Origin of the sequence: Pseudomonas sp. Pse79, from assembly GCF_024519615.1 — a bacterium.
GTDB lineage: Bacteria > Pseudomonadota > Gammaproteobacteria > Pseudomonadales > Pseudomonadaceae > Aquipseudomonas > Aquipseudomonas veronii.
This window is the reverse complement of the sequence record NZ_JALJRR010000013.1, coordinates 46,600-66,779: the sequence shown is the minus strand read 5'-3', so window position 1 is coordinate 66,779 and position 20,180 is coordinate 46,600. Positions and strand designations below refer to the sequence as shown.

Sequence of the window (20,180 nt, the reverse complement as noted above, 5' to 3'; positions counted from 1 at the left end):
CGCTTAGAACGTCTGGCCGAGGGAGAATTGGAAAATCTGGGTTTCAGCGTTATCCGGTTTCTTGATTGGCATAGCCAGAGCAAAGCTCAACGGACCAAGCGCAGTCACCCACGTCACGCCAACACCTACGGAGCTCGCCAGGTTGCTGAGGCTTACTTCGTTACACTGGGTATTGGACTTCACGCCAGTCGGGTTGGTGACCTGATCGCACTTGGAGTCGAATACGTTACCCACATCCCAGAAAACCGAAGTACGCAGGGACCGCTGATCTTTCACGAACGGCAGTGGGAACAGGATCTCGGCACCACCCTGGATCAGCACGTTACCACCGAATGGCAGTGCGCTAGTGTCCGTATCCGCCACGGTACCGGTGTTACCGGTCACGCCAGCGCCACGGCTAGGGGTACCACGAGGACCCAAGGTGCTGTCCTTGAAGCCGCGAACCGAGTTGAAACCACCTGCATAGTAGTTCTCATAGAACGGCAAGCCGTTGGTCGAACCATAACCGTCGCCATAGCCCAGTTCAGTGTGCAGGCGCATGGTGTAGTTGTCGCTCAAAGGCTGGAACAACTGGCCACGGTAGTCGAGCTTGAAGAACGACAGGTCGCTGCCCGGCGTGGTGGCTTCCAGGGTCACGCTCTGGGAGTGACCGCGAGTGGCCAGTACGCCTTTGTTCAGGGTCGACTCGGACCAGCCGGCAGACGCCTTGAAGTTCAGGAACTTGTCGCCTTCGCGACGGGTGAAGTCGAAGATCTCATCCACGGTGTACACACCGGTCTTGATCTCATCCTGCTGCGCGGTCAGGCCGAAGGTCAGACGCGAGGTCTCACTGATCGGGTAACCGATGTTGACGCCGGCACCCAGGCTGTCGATCGCATAGCTGGCAACGTTAACGTCGAGGTCTTTGTAGTCGGTGGTGCGATAGAAGGCGTTGTAGCCCAGGCTCACACCGTCAGCGGTCCAGTAGGGGTCGACATAACCGAAGTTATAGCGGCTCTGGTATTCGCTGCGGGTCAGGCCGATGGAAACCTTGTTACCGGTACCGAGGAAGTTGTTCTGGGTGATCGAACCACCGAGAATCAGGCCGGCACTCTGTGCGAAACCGACGCTGGCGGTGATCGAGCCCGAGGCTTGTTCTTCAACGGCGTAGTTCACGTCAACCTGGTCGTCCACACCCGGTACGGCCGGGGTTTCGACGTTGACTTCCTTGAAGAAGCCCAGGCGTTCAAGACGGGTCTTGGACTGGTCGATCAAGTAGGTCGACGCCCAGCCACCTTCCATCTGACGCATTTCACGACGCAGCACTTCGTCCGCAGACTTGGTGTTGCCACGGAAGTTGATGCGGTTCACGTAGGCACGCTTGCCCGGGTCGACCACGAAGGTGATGTCCACGGTGTGGTCGTCATCGTGCGGGGTCGGCACGCCGTTGACGTTGGCGAAGGTATAGCCTTCGTTACCCAGGCGACGGGTGATCAGTTCGGACGTGGTGGTCATCAGCTTGCGCGAGAACACCTGGTCTTTCTGCACCAGCAACAGGGCCTTGACCTGGTCTTCAGGCACTTTCAAGTCGCCGCTGAGCTTGACGTCGCGGACCTTGTACTTCTCACCCTCGTTGACGTTGACGGTGATGTACACGTGCTTCTTGTCAGGGGTGATGGACACCTGGGTCGAAGCGATATCCATGTTGATATAGCCACGGTCCAGGTAGTAGGAACGCAAGCGCTCCAGGTCACCGGAGAGTTTTTCACGGGCGTACTTGTCGTCGTTCTTGAAGAACGACAGCCAGTTGGTGGTCTTGAGTTCGAACAGGCCGATCAGGTCTTCATCAGGGAACTTGGTGTTGCCCACCACGTTGATGTGCTGAATGGCCGCCACGGTGCCTTCGTTGATGTTGACCTTGAGGCCGACACGGTTACGAGGCTGCGGGACCACTTCCGTTTCCACGGTCGCGGAGTAGCGGCCCTGGGCAACGTACTGGCGTTGCAGCTCGTTACGCACACCCTCGAGGGTGGCGCGCTGGAAGATCTCGCCCTCGGCCAGGCCGGATTGCTTGAGGCCCTTCATCAGGTCTTCAGTGGAGATCGCCTTGTTACCCTCGATCTCGATACTGGCGACTGAAGGTCGCTCGACGACGGTGATGACCAGGACGTTACCTTCGCGACCCAGTTGGATATCTTGAAAGAACCCCGTTTTGAACAGCGCACGAGTGGATTCCACCAGGCGACGGTCATCAGCCTGTTCCCCGACGTTCAACGGCAAGGCACCAAAGACGCTACCCGCGGAAACCCGCTGGAGGCCGTTGACGCGAATATCGGAGATAGTGAAGGACTCGGCGTGAACTTCGGCGATCATCAATACGGTGAGAACCGCAGTTAGCAGCAGACGTTTCATGAAGTCCTTTCTTATTCCAACTGGCAATAAACAAACTGCCGCAAAATGCGGCAGATTCGCAATTCAGCGAAGCGTTACAGTCGTCCCAGATCGTTGACCAAGGCTAACAACATCACCCCGACCACCAAACTGATACCGATCTGTATCCCCCAACCCTGCACCCGATCCGACAAGGGGCGACCACGCACCCACTCGACCAGATAAAACAACAGATGCCCCCCATCCAATACTGGAATGGGCAACAAATTCAGAACACCCAGGCTAATACTCAGATAAGCCAGGAAATTCAGGAAATCCGCGACACCCGACTGGGCAGAAGCGCCCGCCACTTTAGCAATGGTTATCGGCCCACTCAAGTTTTTTACCGAGAGCTCGCCGAACAACATTTTCTTGAGCGATTCGAGAGTCAGCACGCTCATGGTCCAAGTGCGTTTCGCACCCTCGCCAATTGCCGCCAACGGCCCGAAACTGACTTCGCGCATCATCGACGGCGGCCACTCCGGGCTTTTCACGCCGGCACCGAGGTAACCCCCGGCCGCCTTGGCTTCCCCGCGAACCGCCAGGGTTACGGGGACGTCGATTTGAGCACCATCGCGCTCAACTTTCAGCACAATTTTGGTATCAGGCCGTACACGCACCAGGTCGACCACTTGCTGCCAGTCGCCCAGCGCCTGGCCATCGAGGGCCAGCAGGCGGTCGCCGGTTTTCAGACCTGCGGCCTGGGCCGGGCCTTTCGGGTCGAGCTCGGCGAGCACCGGCGGCAAGGCCGGGCGCCATGGGCGAATGCCCAGGGACTTGATCGGGTCCGGCTCATCGGCCCCCTTGAGCCAATGGTCGAGGGCCAGTTCACGCGGGGGCTCGGCGGAAGAGTCCTGCTCGCGCACCACCACCTTGACGGTGCCGCTTTCGCCCAGGCGACGTACCAACTGCAAATTGACCGCGCCCCAACCGGTGGTTGGTTCGCCATCAATGGAAACAATTTCCTGCCCGGCGACCAATCCCGCCTTCGCCGCCATGCTGTCCGCTTCAACCGCTCCGATCACCGGGCGTATCTGTTCGCTGCCGAGCATGGCCAGGAACCAGAAGAACACCATGGCCAACAGGAAATTGGCGATCGGGCCGGCGGCGACAATAGCGATGCGCTGACGAACGGTCTTGCGATTGAAGGACTGATCCAGTTGATCCGCCGGCACTTCGCCTTCGCGCTCATCGAGCATCTTGACGTAGCCGCCCAAGGGGATGGCCGCGATCACGAACTCGGTGCCGCGGCGGTCGTGCCAACGCAGCAACGGCATGCCGAAACCAACGGAAAAGCGCAGTACCTTGACGCCGCAACGACGCGCCACCCAGAAGTGGCCGAATTCGTGGAAGGTAACCAGCACACCCAGAGCAACCAGGGTGCCGACAATCATGTAAAGCGCACTCATCTAATTTCTCCGCATTCCAATCCAGTGCCTGAAGACGCAAACACGCCCAAAGACTAACGCGCGTTGCGGTTCAACCATTGTTCGGCCAGGGCGCGGGCCTTGGCATCCGCCTCGAACACTGCCCCCAGATCATTCACAGCCACCACGGGTTCAAGACTCAGGACATCCTCGATGATACTCGCGATCTGCGGAAAGCGGATGCGCTGTTCGAGAAACGCCGCCACCGCCACCTCGTTAGCCGCATTGAGCATCGCTGGCGCGCTGTTGCCCGCCTCCGCAGCTTGCCGCGCCAGGCGCAGGCATGGAAAGCGCTGCTCGTCCGGCGCCTCGAAGTCCAGGCGTGCAATCGCGAACAGGTCCAACGGTGCAACACCAGAATCGATCCGCTCAGGCCAGGCCAGGGCATTGGCGATCGGCGTCCGCATGTCGGGGTTACCCAACTGCGCCAGCACCGAGCCATCCACATAGTCGACCAGGGAATGAATCACACTTTGCGGATGAATCACCACCTCGACCTGATCGGGCCGCGCATCGAACAACCAACAGGCCTCGATCAACTCCAGCCCCTTGTTCATCATGCTGGCCGAATCCACGGAGATCTTGCGCCCCATGGACCAGTTCGGATGGGCGCACGCCTGATCCGGAGACACATGCTCCAGGTCCGCCAGCGGAGTTTTGCGAAAAGGCCCACCGGATGCTGTCAGCAAAATCCGGCGTACACCGACCTGGCTCAGGCCGCGGGCAAAATCGCCGGGCATGCACTGGAAAATCGCGTTGTGCTCACTGTCGAGCGGCAGCAATACCGCCCCGCTCTTGCGCACCGCCTGCATAAAGAGTGTGCCGGACATGACCAGCGCTTCTTTATTAGCCAACAGGATCTTCTTGCCCGCATCGACGGCGGCCAGGGTCGGGCGCAAGCCAGCGGCGCCGACGATGGCCGCCACCACGGCATCCACCTCGGCATCGGCCGACACCTGGCACAACCCTTCCTCGCCCACCAGCACCTGAGTAGCCAGGCCGGCGGCGCGCAGGTCATCCTGCAAGCCTCGCGCGGCGGCGACCCCAGGCACGACGGCAAAACGTGGCGCATGGCGCACGCACAGCGCCAGCAGCTCAGTCAGGCGAGAGAAGCCGGTCAATGCGAAAACTTGATAGCGTTCCGGGTGGCGCGCGATCACATCCAGGGCGCTCAACCCTACCGAGCCGGTCGCGCCCAGCACGGTGACCTGTTGCAGGCGGCTCACGACGCAGCCATCCACAACAGCACGGCAAAGATCGGGATCGCAGCGGTCAGACTGTCGATACGGTCCAGCACGCCGCCATGGCCCGGCAACAGATTACTGCTGTCCTTGATCCCGGCCTGGCGCTTGAACATGCTCTCGGTGAGGTCGCCCACGACCGAGATCAATACGACGATGGCCGCGCCCAGCAAGGCCAGGCACACCTCTTTCACCGACCAGCCACGCACAACACCGACCACGAGCGTGATCACCAAGGTCAAGGCCAGGCCGCCGTACACGCCCTCCCAGCTCTTGCCCGGGCTGACCGCCGGCGCCAGCTTGCGCTTGCCGAAGGCCCGACCGGAGAAGTAGGCACCGATATCGGCACCCCAGACCAACACCATCACCGCCAGGATCAACTCATTGCCGATCGGAAAACGCTTGATCTCCACCAGCCCTTGCCAGGCCGGCAGCAGAATCAACAAGCCGATCACCAGCTTGCAGGCAACACTGGACCACTGGCTGCTGGTGCGCGGATAAGTCAACACCAGGAAGGTCGCCAACGCCCACCACAGCACTGCCGCACCCAACACCCAAGGAGCGAGATCCGGGAGGATGTACATCAGGAACAGCAACAGCGCCACGATGGCGGCATACACCACCCGCGGCAACTGCGCACTGAAGCCGGCCAGGCGCGCCCATTCCCAGGCACCGAGCGTCACGACCAGGCCGATGAACAGCGCAAAGCCGGATCCGTCGAGCAGAAAAAAGCCACACAAGGCAATCGGCAGCAGGATCAGTGCAGTGATGATTCGTTGTTTAAGCATTAAACCCGGGCTCCAGCTTCGATCTGCTCGCTCGTTTTACCGAAGCGACGCTGACGGGAAGCGAAATCGGCCAGCGCTTTACGCATGGCATCGTGTTTGAAGTCCGGCCAGAACAGGTCGGAGAAATACAGCTCGGTATAGGCCAACTGCCACAACAGGAAATTACTGATGCGGTGCTCGCCACCGGTACGGATGCACAAGTCCGGCAGCGGCAGGTCGCCGGTAACCAGGCAGGTCTGCAACAGTTCGGGCGTGATTTCGTCCGGCTGCAGGTGGCCGGCCTGCACTTCGCGGGCAAGCCGTTGCGCAGCCTGGGCGATGTCCCACTGGCCACCGTAGTTGGCGGCAATCTGCAGCACAAAACGGTTACTGCCGGCGGTAATGGCTTCAGCCTCACGCATGGCCGCTTGCAGCTCCGGGTGGAACCGCGAGCGATCACCAATGATGCGCAGCGTGATGTTGTTGTCGTTGAGGCGCTTGGCCTCACGACGCAGGGCCCTGAAGAACAGATCCATCAAGGCACTGACTTCCTCGGCCGGGCGCTGCCAGTTTTCACTGGAAAACGCGAACAAGGTCAACACTTCGACCTTGGCCTCGGCGCACACCTCGATCACTGCCCGTACCGCATCGACACCCGCTTTGTGCCCGGCGACGCCAGGCAGGAAGCGTTTTTTCGCCCAGCGATTATTCCCATCCATGATGATCGCGACATGGCGCGGCACCACGGAGGGCACAGTCTGCTTGGTCTTTTCCATGAAAGCGCCCTGACCCTTATACGGCCATCAAGTCCGCTTCTTTTTGCTTGGTGGCCGCATCGATATCAGCTTCGGCCTTGTCGGTCAGCTTCTGGATGTCAGCCGCCGCACGGCGCTCTTCGTCTTCGCTGATTTCCTTGTCCTTGACCAGCTTCTTCAGCTCGCCCAGGGCATCGCGACGGATGTTGCGCACGGCAACACGTGCATCTTCTGCTGCGCTGCGCGCCTGCTTGGTGAAGCCCTTGCGGGTTTCTTCAGTCAGGGCAGGCATGGAAATCAGCAGCAACTCGCCCAGGTTGGTCGGGTTGAGGTTCAGGCCGGCGCTCTGGATCGCCTTGTCGACCGCCGCGAGCATGTTGCGCTCGAAGGCAACGACTTGCAGGGTGCGCGAGTCTTTTACGGTGATATTGGCCACTTGGGTGATGGAGGTGTCCGCACCGTAGTACGGCACCATCACGCTACCCAGAATGCTGGGGTGCGCCTTGCCTGTACGAATCTGGCCGAATGCATGGGCCAGAGACTCCAGGGATTTGTGCATACGCGCTTGGGCGTCTTTCTTGATTTCGTTGATCATTGTTGGCCTTCCTCGATCAGAGTGCCTTCCGCGCCGCCGTGTACGATGTTCAGCAGGGCGCCGGGCTTGTTCATGTTAAATACGCGCAGCGGCATCTTGTGGTCGCGGCACAGGCAAATTGCCGTCAGGTCCATCACGCCCAGCTTGCGATCCAGCACTTCATCGTAGGTCAGATGATCGAACTTCTCGGCATGCGGGTCTTTGAATGGATCTGCAGTGTATACGCCGTCGACTTTGGTCGCTTTCAACACGACGTCAGCATCGATTTCAATCGCACGCAGGCATGCGGCCGAGTCGGTGGTGAAGAACGGGTTGCCGGTACCGGCGGCGAAGATGACCACTTCCTTGGCGTTCAGGTGGCGCATGGCTTTGCGACGGTCATAGTGATCGGTCACGCCTACCATGGAAATAGCCGACATCACGATCGCCGAGATGTTGGCGCGCTCCAGGGCATCGCGCATGGCCAGGGCGTTCATCACAGTGGCCAGCATGCCCATGTGGTCGCCGGTGACCCGGTCCATGCCCGCCGCACTCAGTGCGGCACCGCGGAACAGGTTGCCACCGCCAATCACCAGGCCGACCTGCACGCCGATGCCGACCAATTGGCCAACTTCCAGCGCCATGCGGTCGAGTACCTTGGGATCGATCCCGAACTCTTCCGAGCCCATCAGGGCCTCGCCGCTGAGCTTGAGTAGAATGCGTTTATAGCGAGCCTGATAACCACTGCCCTGCTGAGCCATTGCGAATCTCTCCTGCGGCGTATTTTAAAAAATTCTTGGCGAGCCGTTTACGGCTTGCGTTCACTCTAGCTGGACGCTATCACAGCGCCATCGGAACACGGCTTTGTAAGCCAGTTCCGAAGGGAAGCCAAATAAAATTAGCCTTCCCATTTGAAAAGAGGCTGCGCGCGTGAGCGGGCAGCCTCTTTCGGGCGACAGTTGAAAACCGTCTTATTGCTTGGCGGCAGCCAGCTGGGCAGCAACTTCTTCAGCGAAGTTGTCGACCGGCTTCTCGATGCCTTCGCCTACTTTGTAGTAAGTGAAGGAAACGATTTCAGCACCGGCTTTCTTGGCCAGTTCGCCAACCTTGATTTCAGGGTTCTTGACGAACGCCTGCTCAACCAAGCTCGCTTCAGCCAGGAACTTGCTGATACGGCCTTTGATCATGTTTTCAACGATGTTTTCTGGCTTGCCCGCGATCTTGTCAGCGTTGAGGCTCAGGAACACGGCTTTTTCGCGTTCGATGGCTTCAGCGGACACTTCCGATGGCAGCAGGAATTCAGGGTTGCTGGCCGCTACGTGCATAGCGATGTCTTTGGCCAGCTCAACGCTGCCGCCTTTAAGGGCAACCACAACGCCGATCTTGTTGCCGTGCAGGTAACCACCGACAACATCACCTTCAACGCGAGCCAGGCGACGGATGTTGACGTTTTCGCCAACCTTGCCGACCAGTACCAGGCGATCAGCTTCTTGAGCGGCGATCAGCGGAGCGGCGTCAGTCAGCTTGTCAGCGAACGCTTTCTCAATGCTGGCAGCAACAAATGCCTTGAAGTCGTCCTGCAGAGCCAGGAAGTCGGTCTGCGAGTTCACTTCCAGCAGAACTGCGGATTTACCGTCTTCCTTCAGCGCGATGGCGCCTTCAGCAGCAACGTTGCCTGCTTTCTTGGCAGCCTTGATGGCGCCCGAAGCACGCATGTCATCAATGGCTTTTTCGATGTCGCCGCCAGCCTTGGTCAAGGCCTTTTTGCAATCCATCATGCCTTCGCCGGTACGCTCACGCAGTTCTTTAACCAACGCTGCAGTAATCTCTGCCATTTCAAAATCCTCTTGGATAGGTTTTCAACCATTCCACCCGATCAAACGGGCGATCAATTCTTCCCGAATCACCCTTGTAGGCCGCTGCACGTTACAGATGTTGTAGCTGCGCTGCCGACAAATGGTTTTCGAGGGGGCAAAAAGGGGGCCAAGCCCCCTTTTTGCTTACTGAGTCAACGCCAGGGCGTCAATTACTCAGCTGCGGCTACCGGAGCTTCTTCAGCGAACTGCTCGGTACCACCAGCAACGTGGTTGCGACCGCGGATGACAGCGTCAGCCATCGAACCCATGTACAGCTGGATAGCGCGGATGGCGTCATCGTTGCCTGGGATGATGTAGTCAACGCCTTCTGGGCTGCTGTTGGTATCGACTACGCCGATAACAGGGATGCCCAGCTTGTTGGCTTCGGTGATCGCAATGCGCTCGTGATCAACGTCGATAACGAACAGTGCGTCAGGCAGCCCGCCCATGTCCTTGATACCACCCAGGGAACGATCGAGCTTTTCCAGGTCGCGAGTACGCATCAGCGCCTCTTTCTTGGTCAGCTTGGCGAAAGTACCGTCTTCGGCTTGCACTTCAAGGTCACGCAGACGCTTGATGGAAGCACGGATGGTTTTGAAGTTGGTGAGCATGCCGCCCAACCAGCGGTGATCGACGTACGGCGAACCGCAACGTGCTGCTTCTTCAGCAACGATCTTGCCAGCGGAACGCTTGGTGCCGACGAACAGAATCTTGTTTTTGCCCTGGGCCAGACGCTCTACGAAAGTCAGAGCTTCGTTGAACATTGGCAGGGTTTTTTCAAGGTTGATGATGTGGATCTTGTTACGCGCGCCGAAAATGTATTTACCCATTTTCGGGTTCCAGTAACGGGTCTGGTGACCGAAGTGCACACCGGCCTTCAGCATATCGCGCATGTTGACTTGGGACATGATAGTTCCTTAATAAGTCGGGTTTGGCCTCCACGCATCCCAATGACCAACCAGCGGCATCAAGGCCTCCGGCACCCAGGTCATCGTGTCGACACGTGTGTGGATTTAAGCTTCGCGGGGTATCCCCGGAAAGCGGCGCATTTTATACCACACGAAGGGAAAAAACGAAACCCGCAATCACATTTGCCGCCAACGACTTTTGCGCAACCCTTTGAATCGCGCCACTATAGCCCCACCTTATAGAGATAACCGATGGCCAGACGCTCATGGTTTGCCGCCCGCGTCTGGTAGAATCGCGTTTTTCAGGGCTTGTGCGAATTCTGCAACCTTTTGTCGCACACCCGTAAACCGTATTGATTTCAGCGCCTCGCGCTAGAGAGAGCCTGTATGACCGTTACCTTGAAAACCGCCGAAGACATTGCCGGCATGCGCGTTGCCGGCAAACTGGCGGCCGACGTGCTGGAAATGATTGCCGAACACGTCAAGCCCGGCGTCACCACCGAAACGTTGGACCGCATTTGCCACGACTATATAGTCGACGTGCAAAAAGCTATCCCTGCCCCGCTGAACTACAAGGGCTTCCCCAAGTCGATCTGCACCTCGATCAACCACGTGGTCTGCCACGGGATTCCCGGCGACAAACCGCTGAAAGACGGCGACACCCTGAACATCGACGTCACCGTCATCAAAGACGGCTACCACGGCGATACCAGCCGCATGTTCCATGTCGGCACCGTGCCGGTCTGGGCCGAGCGCCTGTCCCAGGTGACCCAGGAATGCATGTACAAGGCCATTGAAATCGTCAAACCCGGCTGCCGCCTGGGCGATATCGGTGAAGTGATCCAGAAGCACGCTGAAAAGAACGGCTTCTCGGTGGTCCGTGAGTTCTGCGGCCACGGCATCGGCAAGGTGTTCCACGAAGAGCCGCAGATCCTGCACTACGGCCGCGCCGGCACCGGCATGGAACTCAAAGCCGGCATGACCTTTACCATCGAGCCGATGATCAACCAGGGCAAGGCCGACACCAAGGTGCTGGGCGACGGCTGGACCGCCATCACCAAGGACCGCAAGCTCTCCGCCCAGTGGGAACACACCCTGCTGGTCACCGACACCGGCTACGAGATCTTCACCCTGCGCGCGGACGACACCATCCCACGCATCTCGGCGTAACGGCTGCCCTGGTTTTCCCAGACTGTGTTGTGACTGACTGATAGATAGAAAGGAAAGCCGAACGATGCCCCAGGTGGATCCCGAACTCTTCGACCGTGGCCAGTTCCAGGCCGAACTGGCGCTGAAGGCCAGCCCTATCGCCGCCTTCAAGAAGGCTATCCGCCAGGCCCGCGAGGTGCTCGACGAGCGCTTTCGCAGCGGCCGGGACATCCGTCGGCTGATCGAGGACCGAGCCTGGTTCGTCGATAACATCCTGCAAAAGGCCTGGGAACAGTTCAGTTGGAGCGAAGACGCCGATATCGCCCTGGTGGCGGTCGGCGGCTACGGCCGCGGCGAGCTGCACCCCTACTCGGACATCGACCTGCTGATCCTGCTGGACAGCGCCGACCATGAGATCTTTCGCGATTCCATCGAGCGTTTTCTGACGCTGCTGTGGGACATCGGCCTGGAAGTCGGCCAGAGCGTGCGCTCGGTGGCCGAATGCGGCGAAGAAGCCCGCGCCGACCTCACCGTCATCACCAACCTGATGGAAAGCCGCACCATCGCCGGTCCCGAGCGTCTGCGCCAACGCATGCTCGAAGTCACCAGCACCGCGCACATGTGGCCGAGCAAGGAGTTCTTCCTGGCCAAGCGCGCCGAGCAGAAAGCCCGGCACCACAAGTACAACGACACCGAATACAACCTGGAACCCAACGTCAAAGGCTCCCCGGGGGGCTTGCGCGATATCCAGACGATCTTGTGGGTCGCCCGTCGCCAGTACGGCACCCTGAACCTGCGCGCCCTGGCCGGTGAAGGCTTTCTGGTGGAAAGCGAAAACGCCCTGCTCGCCTCGTCCCAGGAATTCCTCTGGAAAGTGCGCTACGCCCTGCACATGCTCGCCGGGCGTGCCGAAGACCGCCTGCTGTTCGACCATCAGCGCTCCATCGCCACCCTGCTGGGTTTCGAGGGCGAAGACGCGAAGACCAGCATCGAAAGTTTCATGCAGCAGTACTACCGGGTGGTCATGAGCATCGCCCAGCTCAGCGACCTGATCATCCAGCACTTCGAAGAAGTGATCCTGGCCCCGGAAGACGAAGCGCCGCCGCAGCCGATCAACCCGCGTTTCCAGCTGCACGACGGCTATATCGAGGCGCGCAACGACAACGTGTTCCGCCGCACGCCGTTTGCCATGCTGGAAATTTTCGTACTGATGGCCCAGCAGCCGGAAATCAAAGGCGTGCGCGCCGATACGATTCGCCTGCTGCGAGAAAACCGTCACCTGATCGACGATGACTTTCGCAACGACATCCGCAACACCAGCCTGTTCATCGAGCTGTTCAAGTGCAAGATCGGCATCCACCGCAACCTGCGGCGGATGAACCGCTACGGCATCCTCGGGCGTTACCTGCCGGAGTTCGGCTTTATCGTCGGGCAGATGCAGCACGACCTGTTCCACATCTACACCGTCGACGCCCACACCCTGAACCTGATCAAGCACCTGCGTAAGCTGCAGTACACCCAGGTGTCAGAGAAATTCCCGCTGGCCAGTAAGCTGATGGCCAAGCTGCCCAAACCCGAACTGATCTACCTGGCCGGCCTGTACCACGACATCGGCAAAGGCCGCCACGGCGATCACTCGGAAGTCGGTGCAGTCGATGCCGAGGCGTTCTGCCAGCGTCACCAGTTGCCGTTGTGGGACAGCCGCCTGATTGTCTGGCTGGTGCAGAACCATCTGGTGATGTCGACGACCGCCCAGCGCAAGGACCTGTCCGACCCGCAGGTGATCCACGACTTCGCCGGGATCGTCGGCGATGAAACCCGTCTCGACTATCTGTATGTGCTGACGGTTTCCGATATCAATGCCACCAACCCGACCCTCTGGAACTCCTGGCGCGCGAGCCTGTTGCGCCAGCTGTACACCGAGACCAAGCGCGCCCTGCGCCGGGGCCTGGAAAACCCGGTGGACCGCGAAGAACAGATCCGCCGCACCCAAAGCGCGGCCCTGGATATCCTGGTGCGCGGCGGCAACGACCCGGACGACGTCGAACAATTGTGGTCGCAACTGGGCGACGATTACTTCCTGCGCCACACCGCCGGCGACGTGGCCTGGCACAGCGATGCAATCCTGCAGCAACCGGCCGATGGCGGCCCGCTGGTGCTGATCAAAGAGACGACCCAACGCGAGTTCGAAGGCGGCACGCAGATCTTCATCTACGCCCCCGACCAGCACGACTTCTTCGCCGTGACCGTGGCGGCCATGGACCAGCTCAACCTGAACATCCACGACGCCCGGGTCATCACCTCCAGCAGCCAGTTCACCCTCGACACCTACATCGTGCTCGACACCGAAGGCGAGTCCATCGGCGATAACCCGGCGCGGGTGAAAAAGATCCGCGAAGGCCTGACCGAGGCGTTGCGCAACCCGGACGACTACCCGACCATCATCCAGCGCCGCGTGCCACGCCAGCTCAAGCATTTTGCGTTTGCGCCCCAGGTGACCATTTCCAACGACGCCCAGCGCCCGGTAACCGTGCTGGAACTCAGCGCGCCGGATCGCCCGGGCCTGCTGGCGCGGATCGGCGGGATTTTCCTGGAGTTCGACCTGTCGTTGCAGAACGCCAAGATTGCGACCCTCGGCGAGCGCGTGGAAGACGTGTTCTTCATTACCGACGCCGACAACCAGCCGCTGTCCGACCCCGAACTGTGCCGCCGCCTGCAGGATGCAATCGTCCAGCAGTTGAGCGTTCACCAGGAGCCCGGGGTCGAGCTGACGCGCCTGACGATTTGATACCCGCCCAGTTTTTAACGCCTTGCACGAGATCCACCGATGAACAACGCCCTGAACCAGTTGCAGCCCTACCCGTTCGAAAAACTGCGCGCCCTGCTCGGCAGCGTCACGCCGAACCCGGACAAACGTCCGATCGCGCTGTCCATCGGCGAGCCCAAGCATAAATCGCCGACCTTCGTCGCTGAGGCGTTGAGCAATAACCTCGACCAGATGGCGGTGTACCCGACCACCCTGGGCATTGCGGCGCTGCGCGAAGCCATCGCGGCCTGGTGCGAACGCCGCTTCAATGTACCCAAGGGCTGGCTGGACCCGGCGCGTAACATCCTGCCGGTCAACGGCACCCGCGAGGCACTGTTCGCCTTCACCCAAGCCGTGGTCAATCGCAGTGACGACGCGCTGGTGGTAAGCCCGAACCCGTTCTACCAGATCTATGAAGGCGCGGCGTTCCTGGCCGGCGCCAAGCCGCACTACCTGCCGTGCCTGGACGCCAATGGCTTCAACCCGGATTTCGACGCCGTGTCGCCAGACGTCTGGAAGCGCTGCCAGATCCTGTTCCTGTGCTCCCCCGGCAACCCGACCGGCGCGCTGATCCCGGTCGACACGCTGAAAAAGCTCATCGCCCTGGCCGACGAATACGACTTCGTGATTGCCGCCGACGAGTGCTACAGCGAGCTGTACTTCGACGAACAAAGCCCGCCGCCGGGCCTGTTGAGCGCCTGCGTCGAACTCGGCCGCCAGGACTTCAAACGCTGCGTGGTGTTCCACAGCCTGTCCAAGCGCTCCAACCTGCCGGGCCTGCGCTCCGGCTTCGTGGCCGGCGACGCCGACATCCTCAAGGCCTTCCTGCTGTACCGCACCTACCACGGCTGCGCGATGCCCGTGCAAACCCAACTGGCAAGCATCGCCGCCTGGCAGGACGAAGCCCACGTCCAGGCCAACCGCGACCTGTATCGGGAAAAATTCGACGCCGTGCTGGCGATCCTCAAGCCGGTGCTGGACGTACAAGCCCCCGATGGTGGTTTCTACCTGTGGCCGAATGTAGAGGGTGACGACGCCGCCTTCTGTCGCGATCTGTTTGTGCAAGAACACGTGACCGTAGTACCCGGTTCGTACCTGTCGCGGGAGGTGGACGGCGTCAACCCAGGCGCCGGGCGCGTTCGCATGGCATTGGTTGCACCACTGGCGGAGTGCGTGGAAGCGGCTGAGCGCATTCGCGATTTCATTCAACGCAGGAAGTAACCTCGCCACATCCCGCACTGTGTCGCACAGTGCGGGAACCTTGTTCACTCGCTCACCACCAATAGGCAAACTTCCTACGAGTAATGCCTATGAGCCTAATCCCCCCGTCGCTCGCCCCTCCCCCCGCTTATGAGCCGCTCCCGAATAACCACACCTCCCCTCCCGAATCCGCCGGGCGAACCAAAAGAGGCATCGCCGACAGCGACAAGCGCTGGCCGGCCGGCGTGGTCACCGTTGCGCTCGACCTGAGCAGCGAAAAAAGCAAAGCGCTGGTGGTGGACGCTATCCGCGAATGGGCCCACCACACGCCGGCCCTGCGCTTCAATATCGTCGAAGGCAAGACGGGCGATATTCGTATTTCTGACGATGAAGGGCTCAAGGGCAATTGGTCCGCCATTGGCACAGAGGCCAAGCGCATCGATGAAGATCAACCCACGATGCACCTCAACCGGACCGACGACTCGAAGAAGTTGCGCAGTACGGCCCTGCACGAATTCGGCCACGCCCTCGGGTTATTGCACGAACACCAACACCCGCAGAACAGCCTGGATTGGGACAGCCCCCAAGTGTATGACTACTACACCAGCGACTCTTTCAACGAAGCCATGGTACGCGAGCATATCCTTGAGCCAGACAACCGGCCCGGCCTGCAGATCACCCCATACGATCCACAGTCCGTGATGCATTATGAAATTCCGGCAGCATTGAGGCGCAACGGCCAGGCCATTCCTAAAAACACAACCCTTTCCGCGGGCGACAAGCAAACGATCAGAACGCTGTACCCCCCGGTCAACCCGACGTAGCGGGCCCAGGGGTAAACATCGGCTCACGTATTCACTCAACACCGCCGGGAACTTTCCTGCAATTGGCACGAATCAACCAGTGCCTCGTCTCGACCTGCCGCAGGAAACGCTCAATGATAAACCCCGCCCCCGAAGCCTCGTATCAGCCTGGCACGCACTGGTCGCCTGGCGAAAGCACCGATAGCGCTACGCCAACGCACAGTCTTTCGAGACGTCGACGCAATGTCGGCGAGCCGGGCAAATACTGGCCCCAGAACACTACGCTCACGATCGCCATGTATGAGTATGGGGTGGACGACGAATACGTGCTGGCCGTGAAAAAAGCCGCCAGCCGTTGGCTGCCCCATATCAACCTGAAGTTTGATTTTGTCTCGGGGGCGAGAGGCGATATCCGTATTGCGCAGAATCCGCCGGGCGATAACGGCGGCGCTTCATCCATAGGCACCGATGCGCGCAACATTCCGTTCGGGCTGCCGACCATGAGCCTGCCCATGGATCACAACGCGCCCCGCTTCGAAGACACCGTCCTGCATGAATTCGGGCATATGCTCGGTGCCCATCACGCCCACCAGCACCCCGATGCCAACATTCCGTGGAACCGTGAAACCATCCACCAGACCTACCGCAACACCCCCAACCCGCATGAGGTGGAGGACAACGTCCTGCCGCTGACTCGCAGCAGCGCTTATGACTTGCTGCCTTATGACCCTGACTCGGTCATGCACTACGCTGTCAGCCCGGACCAGACCAATGGAAAGCGGGCGCACAGCGAGAACAGGTCACTGAGTGACGGAGACATTGCCTGGGCCAAAAAAACCTACCCTCAAGCGGCGCCCATGCCCGCCGTGATCCGTCATCCACGCTTTCGTGATGCCGACTCAGACTGCACCGTTTAAAACACTGCACACTCAGCGCCGGCGGCACGGCGGCCCCCAATTGCCTACTTCGGCGACCCCAGGTTCGCCTCACTCATGTCCAGATCGTCCAACACCTCCCTCAACACGTCATCCCCAATCCGGTGATGACGGCTCAGGCTATACAACTCCAAGCGCTGCGCCCGCAGCGCCTTGAGCCGTAGCTTTCGCTCCAGTTGGTCCATCTGCGACGCCAGTGCCTGGGCTTCGGCGGAGTCGTTGAAGACGTCCAGCTGATGCCGGTATTCCGACATCAGTCGTGCCTTCAGTTCGGTAGCCAGTGCGGCCTGGGCAGCGTCCGCGGGAGCGCTCTCGGTGGGTTCTTCCACCTCAAGCGCATGGATCGCCGCCACGGCGGTCTTTTTCCACGCCTCGCGCACTTCATTGTGGTGTTTTTCATCGGGGCTTTTTTCAATGCCGCGCAGCAGCAGCGGCAACGCAATACAGGCAGCGATGAGCGACAACAGGATCACCCCGGCCGCGATAAAGATCAGCAGATCGCGTTCCGGGAACGCCTTGCCCGGCGCCAGCAGCAAGGGCACCGACATCACACCGGCCAATGTCACCGCCCCGCGCACACCGCCCACGGTCAACAGCCAGCAGGAACGCGCCGTCGGCACCAGGGTAAGCTCGCTTTTCCCACGCAGGCGCCGGAGCACGCCCGACAGACGCCAGATGCTTTGTACCCAGATGAAGCGTAATACCAACAACACCAGGAAGATCGCGACCACGTCCAGGCAGCGATACAGCAGGGTCGGCCACAGCGTGGTTTCATGACTCACCACCGCCTTGATGATGTCCGGCAGTTGCAACCCCAATAGCAGGAAGATCAAGCCATTGAAGGCAAACTCCAGCAGCGACCACACACTGCGATTGAGCAAGCGCGTGCTGGTCTGGCGGGGCAGCAGGTCCAGCCAGCTTTGCATCATGCCCGCCGCCACGGCCGAAAGAATCCCCGATGCGCCCAGGCGTTCGGCCAGAACATAGGCGGCGAACGGCAGCAGCAACATGAACACAACGTGGGTGGCCGGGTCGTCCCAGCCTCGCGCAATCATCCAGACACGCAAGCGCCCCACCAGCCAGCTCAACGCGATCCCGACCGCCAGACCGCCGATGGCCACCAGTACAAAGGTCAGGCTGGCATCCGCCAGGGAAAACACCCCGGTCAAGGCTGCCACCAGGGCGAACTTGAAGGTCACCAGGCCCGAGGCATCGTTCATCAAGGCTTCGCCCTGGAGCATATGCATCAACGGCGTGGGTAAACGGTTCTGGGAAATGGCCGACACCGCCACGGCGTCCGTCGGCGACAACACCGCCGCCAGGGCAAAGGCCACCGGCAATGGAATCGAAGGCAACAACCAATGAATGAAGTAGCCAGCGCCGACCACGGTGAACAGCACCAGCCCCACCGCCAACGTCAGAATCGGCCCGCGCAGGCGCCACAGTTCACGCTTAGGCATACGCCAGCCATCGGAGAACAACAGCGGCGGCAGGAACAGAAACAGGAACAACTCCGGGTCCAGCGCGACATGCAGCCCCAGCGTGGGCCAGGCCAGCAAGGCCCCGGCGGCAATCTGCACCAGCGGTAACGGCAGTGGGATGACTCGCCAGACCAGCCGCGAAACGCTGACCAGCATCAGCAAGATAAGAACGGTGTAGGCGGTTTGCATAACGCGGTTTTCCCGGACAATCGACTTGCAACGACACACATCAGGCAACAACTCACCATTGAAGTGCCATATTAGCCGCCTATGCTGCGCGATGGCTTTCGCACAATAGTCGCACGGGGCAATCCACGCTAGAGACGAGCGGCACCCAAACCCGCTGGTCGTGGCATAATCCCAGACCTTTCATCTTCATTGGTCCAAAGGGGGGCAATTCCTTGACCGTATCAAGTAAAACCTTGCACCTTTTCGGCATCAAAGCCTGCGACACCATGAAAAAAGCCCGCACCTGGCTCGACGAGCACGGCGTGAGCTACGAGTTCCATGACTACAAAACCGTCGGTATCGACCGCGAACACTTGACCCAATGGTGCAACGAGCACGGTTGGCAGGTGGTTTTGAACCGTGCGGGCACCACCTTTCGCAAACTCGAAGACGAACGCAAAGCCGATCTCGATCAGTCGAAAGCCATTGAATTGATGCTCGCACAACCCTCGATGATCAAGCGCCCGGTGCTTGATCTCGGAGACAGAACCCTGATTGGCTTCAAGCCAGATACTTATTCGGCAGCCCTCAAGTAGGCCGGCCATCCCATTTTTGTAGAGGTAACAGCATGTCCAATTCCCTGTTCAGCCTGGGCTTCGGCGTCGGCACTCAGAACCGCCAAGGTGCTTGGCTGGAAGTGTTTTACGCACAACCCGTACTCAACCCGTCGGCAGAAGTCGTCGCCGCCATCGCGCCGATCCTCGGTTACAGCGAAGGCAACCAGGCGATCACCTTCACCGTCGCCCAAGCCCTGCAACTGGCTGACGCGCTCAAAGGCGTCGACGCGACCCAGGCAGCCCTGCTGACCCGCCTGGCTGAAAGCCATACCCCGCTGGTCGCCACCCTGCTGGCCGAAGACGCCGCACTGACTTCCACGCCTGAGGCCTACCTCAAGCTGCACCTGCTGTCCCACCGCCTGGTCAAGCCCCACGGTCTGAGCCTGGCCGGTGTGTTCCCGCAACTGCCGAACGTGGCCTGGACCAGCCAGGGCGCGATCGACATCAATGAGCTGGCCGAACGCCAACTCGAAGCGCGCCTGCGTGGCGAGCTGCTGGAAGTGTTCTCGGTGGACAAGTTCCCGAAAATGACCGATTACGTCGTACCCAGCGGCGTGCGTATCGCTGACGCGGCGCGTATCCGCCTGGGCGCCTACGTGGGCGAAGGCACCACCGTGATGCACGAAGGTTTCGTCAACTTCAACGCTGGCACCGAAGGCCCGGGCATGATCGAAGGCCGTGTCTCGGCCGGCGTATTTGTCGGCAAGGGTTCGGACCTGGGCGGCGGTTGCTCCACCATGGGCACCTTGTCGGGTGGCGGCAACATCGTGATCAAGGTCGGCGAAGGCTGCCTGATCGGCGCCAACGCCGGTATCGGTATCCCGCTTGGCGACCGCAACACCGTGGAATCGGGCCTGTATGTCACCGCCGGGACCAAGGTTGCCCTGCTCGACGAGCGCAACCAGCTGGTTAAAGTGGTCAAGGCGCGCGAGCTGGCCGGCCAGCCGGACCTGCTGTTCCGCCGTAACTCCGAGACCGGTGCCGTGGAGTGCAAAACCCACAAGTCGGCCATCGAACTGAACGAAGCGCTGCACGCTCACAACTAAGCAGCGACTCGATGCCACTCGCGGGCCCCGATTCTGGG

At 60.3% G+C, this 20,180-nt stretch carries 17 protein-coding genes; 7 read left to right on the top strand and 10 right to left on the bottom strand.

Features of this window, described 5'->3' with window-relative positions:
* Window positions 1–3: 3 nt before the first annotated feature.
* The 9 genes from bamA to rpsB form a co-directional block, all read right to left on the bottom strand.
* Window positions 4–2,391 carry an outer membrane protein assembly factor BamA gene (gene bamA, locus NR164_RS17560; RefSeq protein ID WP_046384464.1) on the bottom strand — a complete coding sequence of 796 codons (2,388 nt, stop codon included), beginning with the start codon at window positions 2,389–2,391 and terminating at the stop codon, window positions 4–6.
* A gap of 74 nt (window positions 2,392–2,465) precedes the next feature.
* On the bottom strand, window positions 2,466–3,818 hold the full coding sequence (gene rseP / locus NR164_RS17555) for a sigma E protease regulator RseP (RefSeq protein ID WP_256823033.1): 1,353 nt from the start codon (window positions 3,816–3,818) through the stop codon (window positions 2,466–2,468).
* Window positions 3,819–3,871: 53 nt separating this feature from the next.
* Window positions 3,872–5,062: a 1-deoxy-D-xylulose-5-phosphate reductoisomerase gene (gene ispC / locus NR164_RS17550; RefSeq protein ID WP_017844745.1), complete on the bottom strand. Its 1,191-nt coding sequence runs from the start codon at window positions 5,060–5,062 to the stop codon at window positions 3,872–3,874.
* Window positions 5,059–5,865 carry a phosphatidate cytidylyltransferase gene (locus tag NR164_RS17545; protein WP_193039390.1) on the bottom strand — a complete coding sequence of 269 codons (807 nt, stop codon included), beginning with the start codon at window positions 5,863–5,865 and terminating at the stop codon, window positions 5,059–5,061. Before NR164_RS17545 ends, ispC begins: the two co-directional genes overlap by 4 nt.
* On the bottom strand, window positions 5,865–6,620 hold the full coding sequence (gene uppS / locus NR164_RS17540; RefSeq protein ID WP_017844743.1) for a polyprenyl diphosphate synthase: 756 nt from the start codon (window positions 6,618–6,620) through the stop codon (window positions 5,865–5,867). The genes NR164_RS17545 and uppS overlap by 1 nt, the downstream gene beginning before the upstream one ends.
* Window positions 6,621–6,636: 16 nt before the next feature.
* Window positions 6,637–7,194, bottom strand: a complete 558-nt coding sequence (gene frr / locus NR164_RS17535; protein WP_046384466.1) for a ribosome recycling factor — start codon at window positions 7,192–7,194, stop codon at window positions 6,637–6,639.
* A complete protein-coding gene (gene pyrH / locus NR164_RS17530) occupies window positions 7,191–7,934 on the bottom strand; it encodes a UMP kinase (RefSeq protein WP_003172271.1) in 744 nt (247 codons plus the stop codon). Before pyrH ends, frr begins: the two co-directional genes overlap by 4 nt.
* A gap of 210 nt (window positions 7,935–8,144) precedes the next feature.
* A complete protein-coding gene (gene tsf, locus NR164_RS17525; protein WP_046384467.1) occupies window positions 8,145–9,008 on the bottom strand; it encodes a translation elongation factor Ts in 864 nt (287 codons plus the stop codon).
* A 191-nt stretch (window positions 9,009–9,199) separates the two neighbouring features.
* Window positions 9,200–9,937, bottom strand: coding sequence for a 30S ribosomal protein S2 (gene rpsB, locus NR164_RS17520; RefSeq protein WP_017844740.1), 738 nt, complete (start codon window positions 9,935–9,937; stop codon window positions 9,200–9,202).
* A 387-nt stretch (window positions 9,938–10,324) separates the two neighbouring features.
* Here rpsB and map point away from each other — a divergent pair, with 387 nt between their 5' ends.
* The 5 genes from map (at window position 10,325) to NR164_RS17495 (ending at window position 16,812) form a co-directional block, all read left to right on the top strand.
* A complete protein-coding gene (gene map / locus NR164_RS17515) occupies window positions 10,325–11,107 on the top strand; it encodes a type I methionyl aminopeptidase (RefSeq protein ID WP_017844739.1) in 783 nt (260 codons plus the stop codon).
* A 64-nt stretch (window positions 11,108–11,171) separates the two neighbouring features.
* The gene (locus NR164_RS17510; RefSeq protein WP_046384468.1) at window positions 11,172–13,874 is read left to right on the top strand and encodes a [protein-PII] uridylyltransferase; all 2,703 of its coding nucleotides are present in this window, start codon (window positions 11,172–11,174) and stop codon (window positions 13,872–13,874) included.
* A 39-nt stretch (window positions 13,875–13,913) separates the two neighbouring features.
* Window positions 13,914–15,113, top strand: a complete 1,200-nt coding sequence (gene dapC / locus NR164_RS17505) for a succinyldiaminopimelate transaminase (RefSeq protein ID WP_046490180.1) — start codon at window positions 13,914–13,916, stop codon at window positions 15,111–15,113.
* An 89-nt stretch (window positions 15,114–15,202) separates the two neighbouring features.
* Entirely contained in the window at window positions 15,203–15,916 is a 714-nt protein-coding gene (locus NR164_RS17500; RefSeq protein ID WP_256823032.1) for a M12 family metallopeptidase, read from the top strand.
* 113 nt (window positions 15,917–16,029) lie between these two features.
* Window positions 16,030–16,812 carry a M12 family metallopeptidase gene (locus tag NR164_RS17495; RefSeq protein WP_079442986.1) on the top strand — a complete coding sequence of 261 codons (783 nt, stop codon included), beginning with the start codon at window positions 16,030–16,032 and terminating at the stop codon, window positions 16,810–16,812.
* Window positions 16,813–16,856: 44 nt separating this feature from the next.
* Here NR164_RS17495 and NR164_RS17490 read toward each other — a convergent pair whose 3' ends face one another.
* Window positions 16,857–18,500: a Na+/H+ antiporter gene (locus NR164_RS17490; protein WP_046384470.1), complete on the bottom strand. Its 1,644-nt coding sequence runs from the start codon at window positions 18,498–18,500 to the stop codon at window positions 16,857–16,859.
* A 212-nt stretch (window positions 18,501–18,712) separates the two neighbouring features.
* Here NR164_RS17490 and NR164_RS17485 point away from each other — a divergent pair, with 212 nt between their 5' ends.
* The gene (locus NR164_RS17485; protein ID WP_026139766.1) at window positions 18,713–19,075 is read left to right on the top strand and encodes an ArsC family reductase; all 363 of its coding nucleotides are present in this window, start codon (window positions 18,713–18,715) and stop codon (window positions 19,073–19,075) included.
* Between the two features lie 32 nt (window positions 19,076–19,107).
* Window positions 19,108–20,142: a 2,3,4,5-tetrahydropyridine-2,6-dicarboxylate N-succinyltransferase gene (gene dapD / locus NR164_RS17480; protein WP_046384471.1), complete on the top strand. Its 1,035-nt coding sequence runs from the start codon at window positions 19,108–19,110 to the stop codon at window positions 20,140–20,142.
* Window positions 20,143–20,180: the final 38 nt, after the last annotated feature.

What these genes read in the sequence shown, in the direction of transcription:
- bamA (WP_046384464.1), bottom strand. Translation starts at nt 2,391, where the DNA reads ATGAAACGTCTGCTGCTAACTGCGGTTCTCACCGTATTGATGATCGCC.
- rseP (WP_256823033.1), bottom strand. Translation starts at nt 3,818, where the DNA reads ATGAGTGCGCTTTACATGATTGTCGGCACCCTGGTTGCTCTGGGTGTG.
- NR164_RS17545 (WP_193039390.1), bottom strand. Translation starts at nt 5,865, where the DNA reads ATGCTTAAACAACGAATCATCACTGCACTGATCCTGCTGCCGATTGCC.
- uppS (WP_017844743.1), bottom strand. Translation starts at nt 6,620, where the DNA reads ATGGAAAAGACCAAGCAGACTGTGCCCTCCGTGGTGCCGCGCCATGTC.
- frr (WP_046384466.1), bottom strand. Translation starts at nt 7,194, where the DNA reads ATGATCAACGAAATCAAGAAAGACGCCCAAGCGCGTATGCACAAATCC.
- pyrH (WP_003172271.1), bottom strand. Translation starts at nt 7,934, where the DNA reads ATGGCTCAGCAGGGCAGTGGTTATCAGGCTCGCTATAAACGCATTCTA.
- tsf (WP_046384467.1), bottom strand. Translation starts at nt 9,008, where the DNA reads ATGGCAGAGATTACTGCAGCGTTGGTTAAAGAACTGCGTGAGCGTACC.
- rpsB (WP_017844740.1), bottom strand. Translation starts at nt 9,937, where the DNA reads ATGTCCCAAGTCAACATGCGCGATATGCTGAAGGCCGGTGTGCACTTC.
- map (WP_017844739.1), top strand. Translation starts at nt 10,325, where the DNA reads ATGACCGTTACCTTGAAAACCGCCGAAGACATTGCCGGCATGCGCGTT.
- NR164_RS17510 (WP_046384468.1), top strand. Translation starts at nt 11,172, where the DNA reads ATGCCCCAGGTGGATCCCGAACTCTTCGACCGTGGCCAGTTCCAGGCC.
- dapC (WP_046490180.1), top strand. Translation starts at nt 13,914, where the DNA reads ATGAACAACGCCCTGAACCAGTTGCAGCCCTACCCGTTCGAAAAACTG.
- NR164_RS17500 (WP_256823032.1), top strand. Translation starts at nt 15,203, where the DNA reads ATGAGCCTAATCCCCCCGTCGCTCGCCCCTCCCCCCGCTTATGAGCCG.
- NR164_RS17495 (WP_079442986.1), top strand. Translation starts at nt 16,030, where the DNA reads ATGATAAACCCCGCCCCCGAAGCCTCGTATCAGCCTGGCACGCACTGG.
- NR164_RS17490 (WP_046384470.1), bottom strand. Translation starts at nt 18,500, where the DNA reads ATGCAAACCGCCTACACCGTTCTTATCTTGCTGATGCTGGTCAGCGTT.
- dapD (WP_046384471.1), top strand. Translation starts at nt 19,108, where the DNA reads ATGTCCAATTCCCTGTTCAGCCTGGGCTTCGGCGTCGGCACTCAGAAC.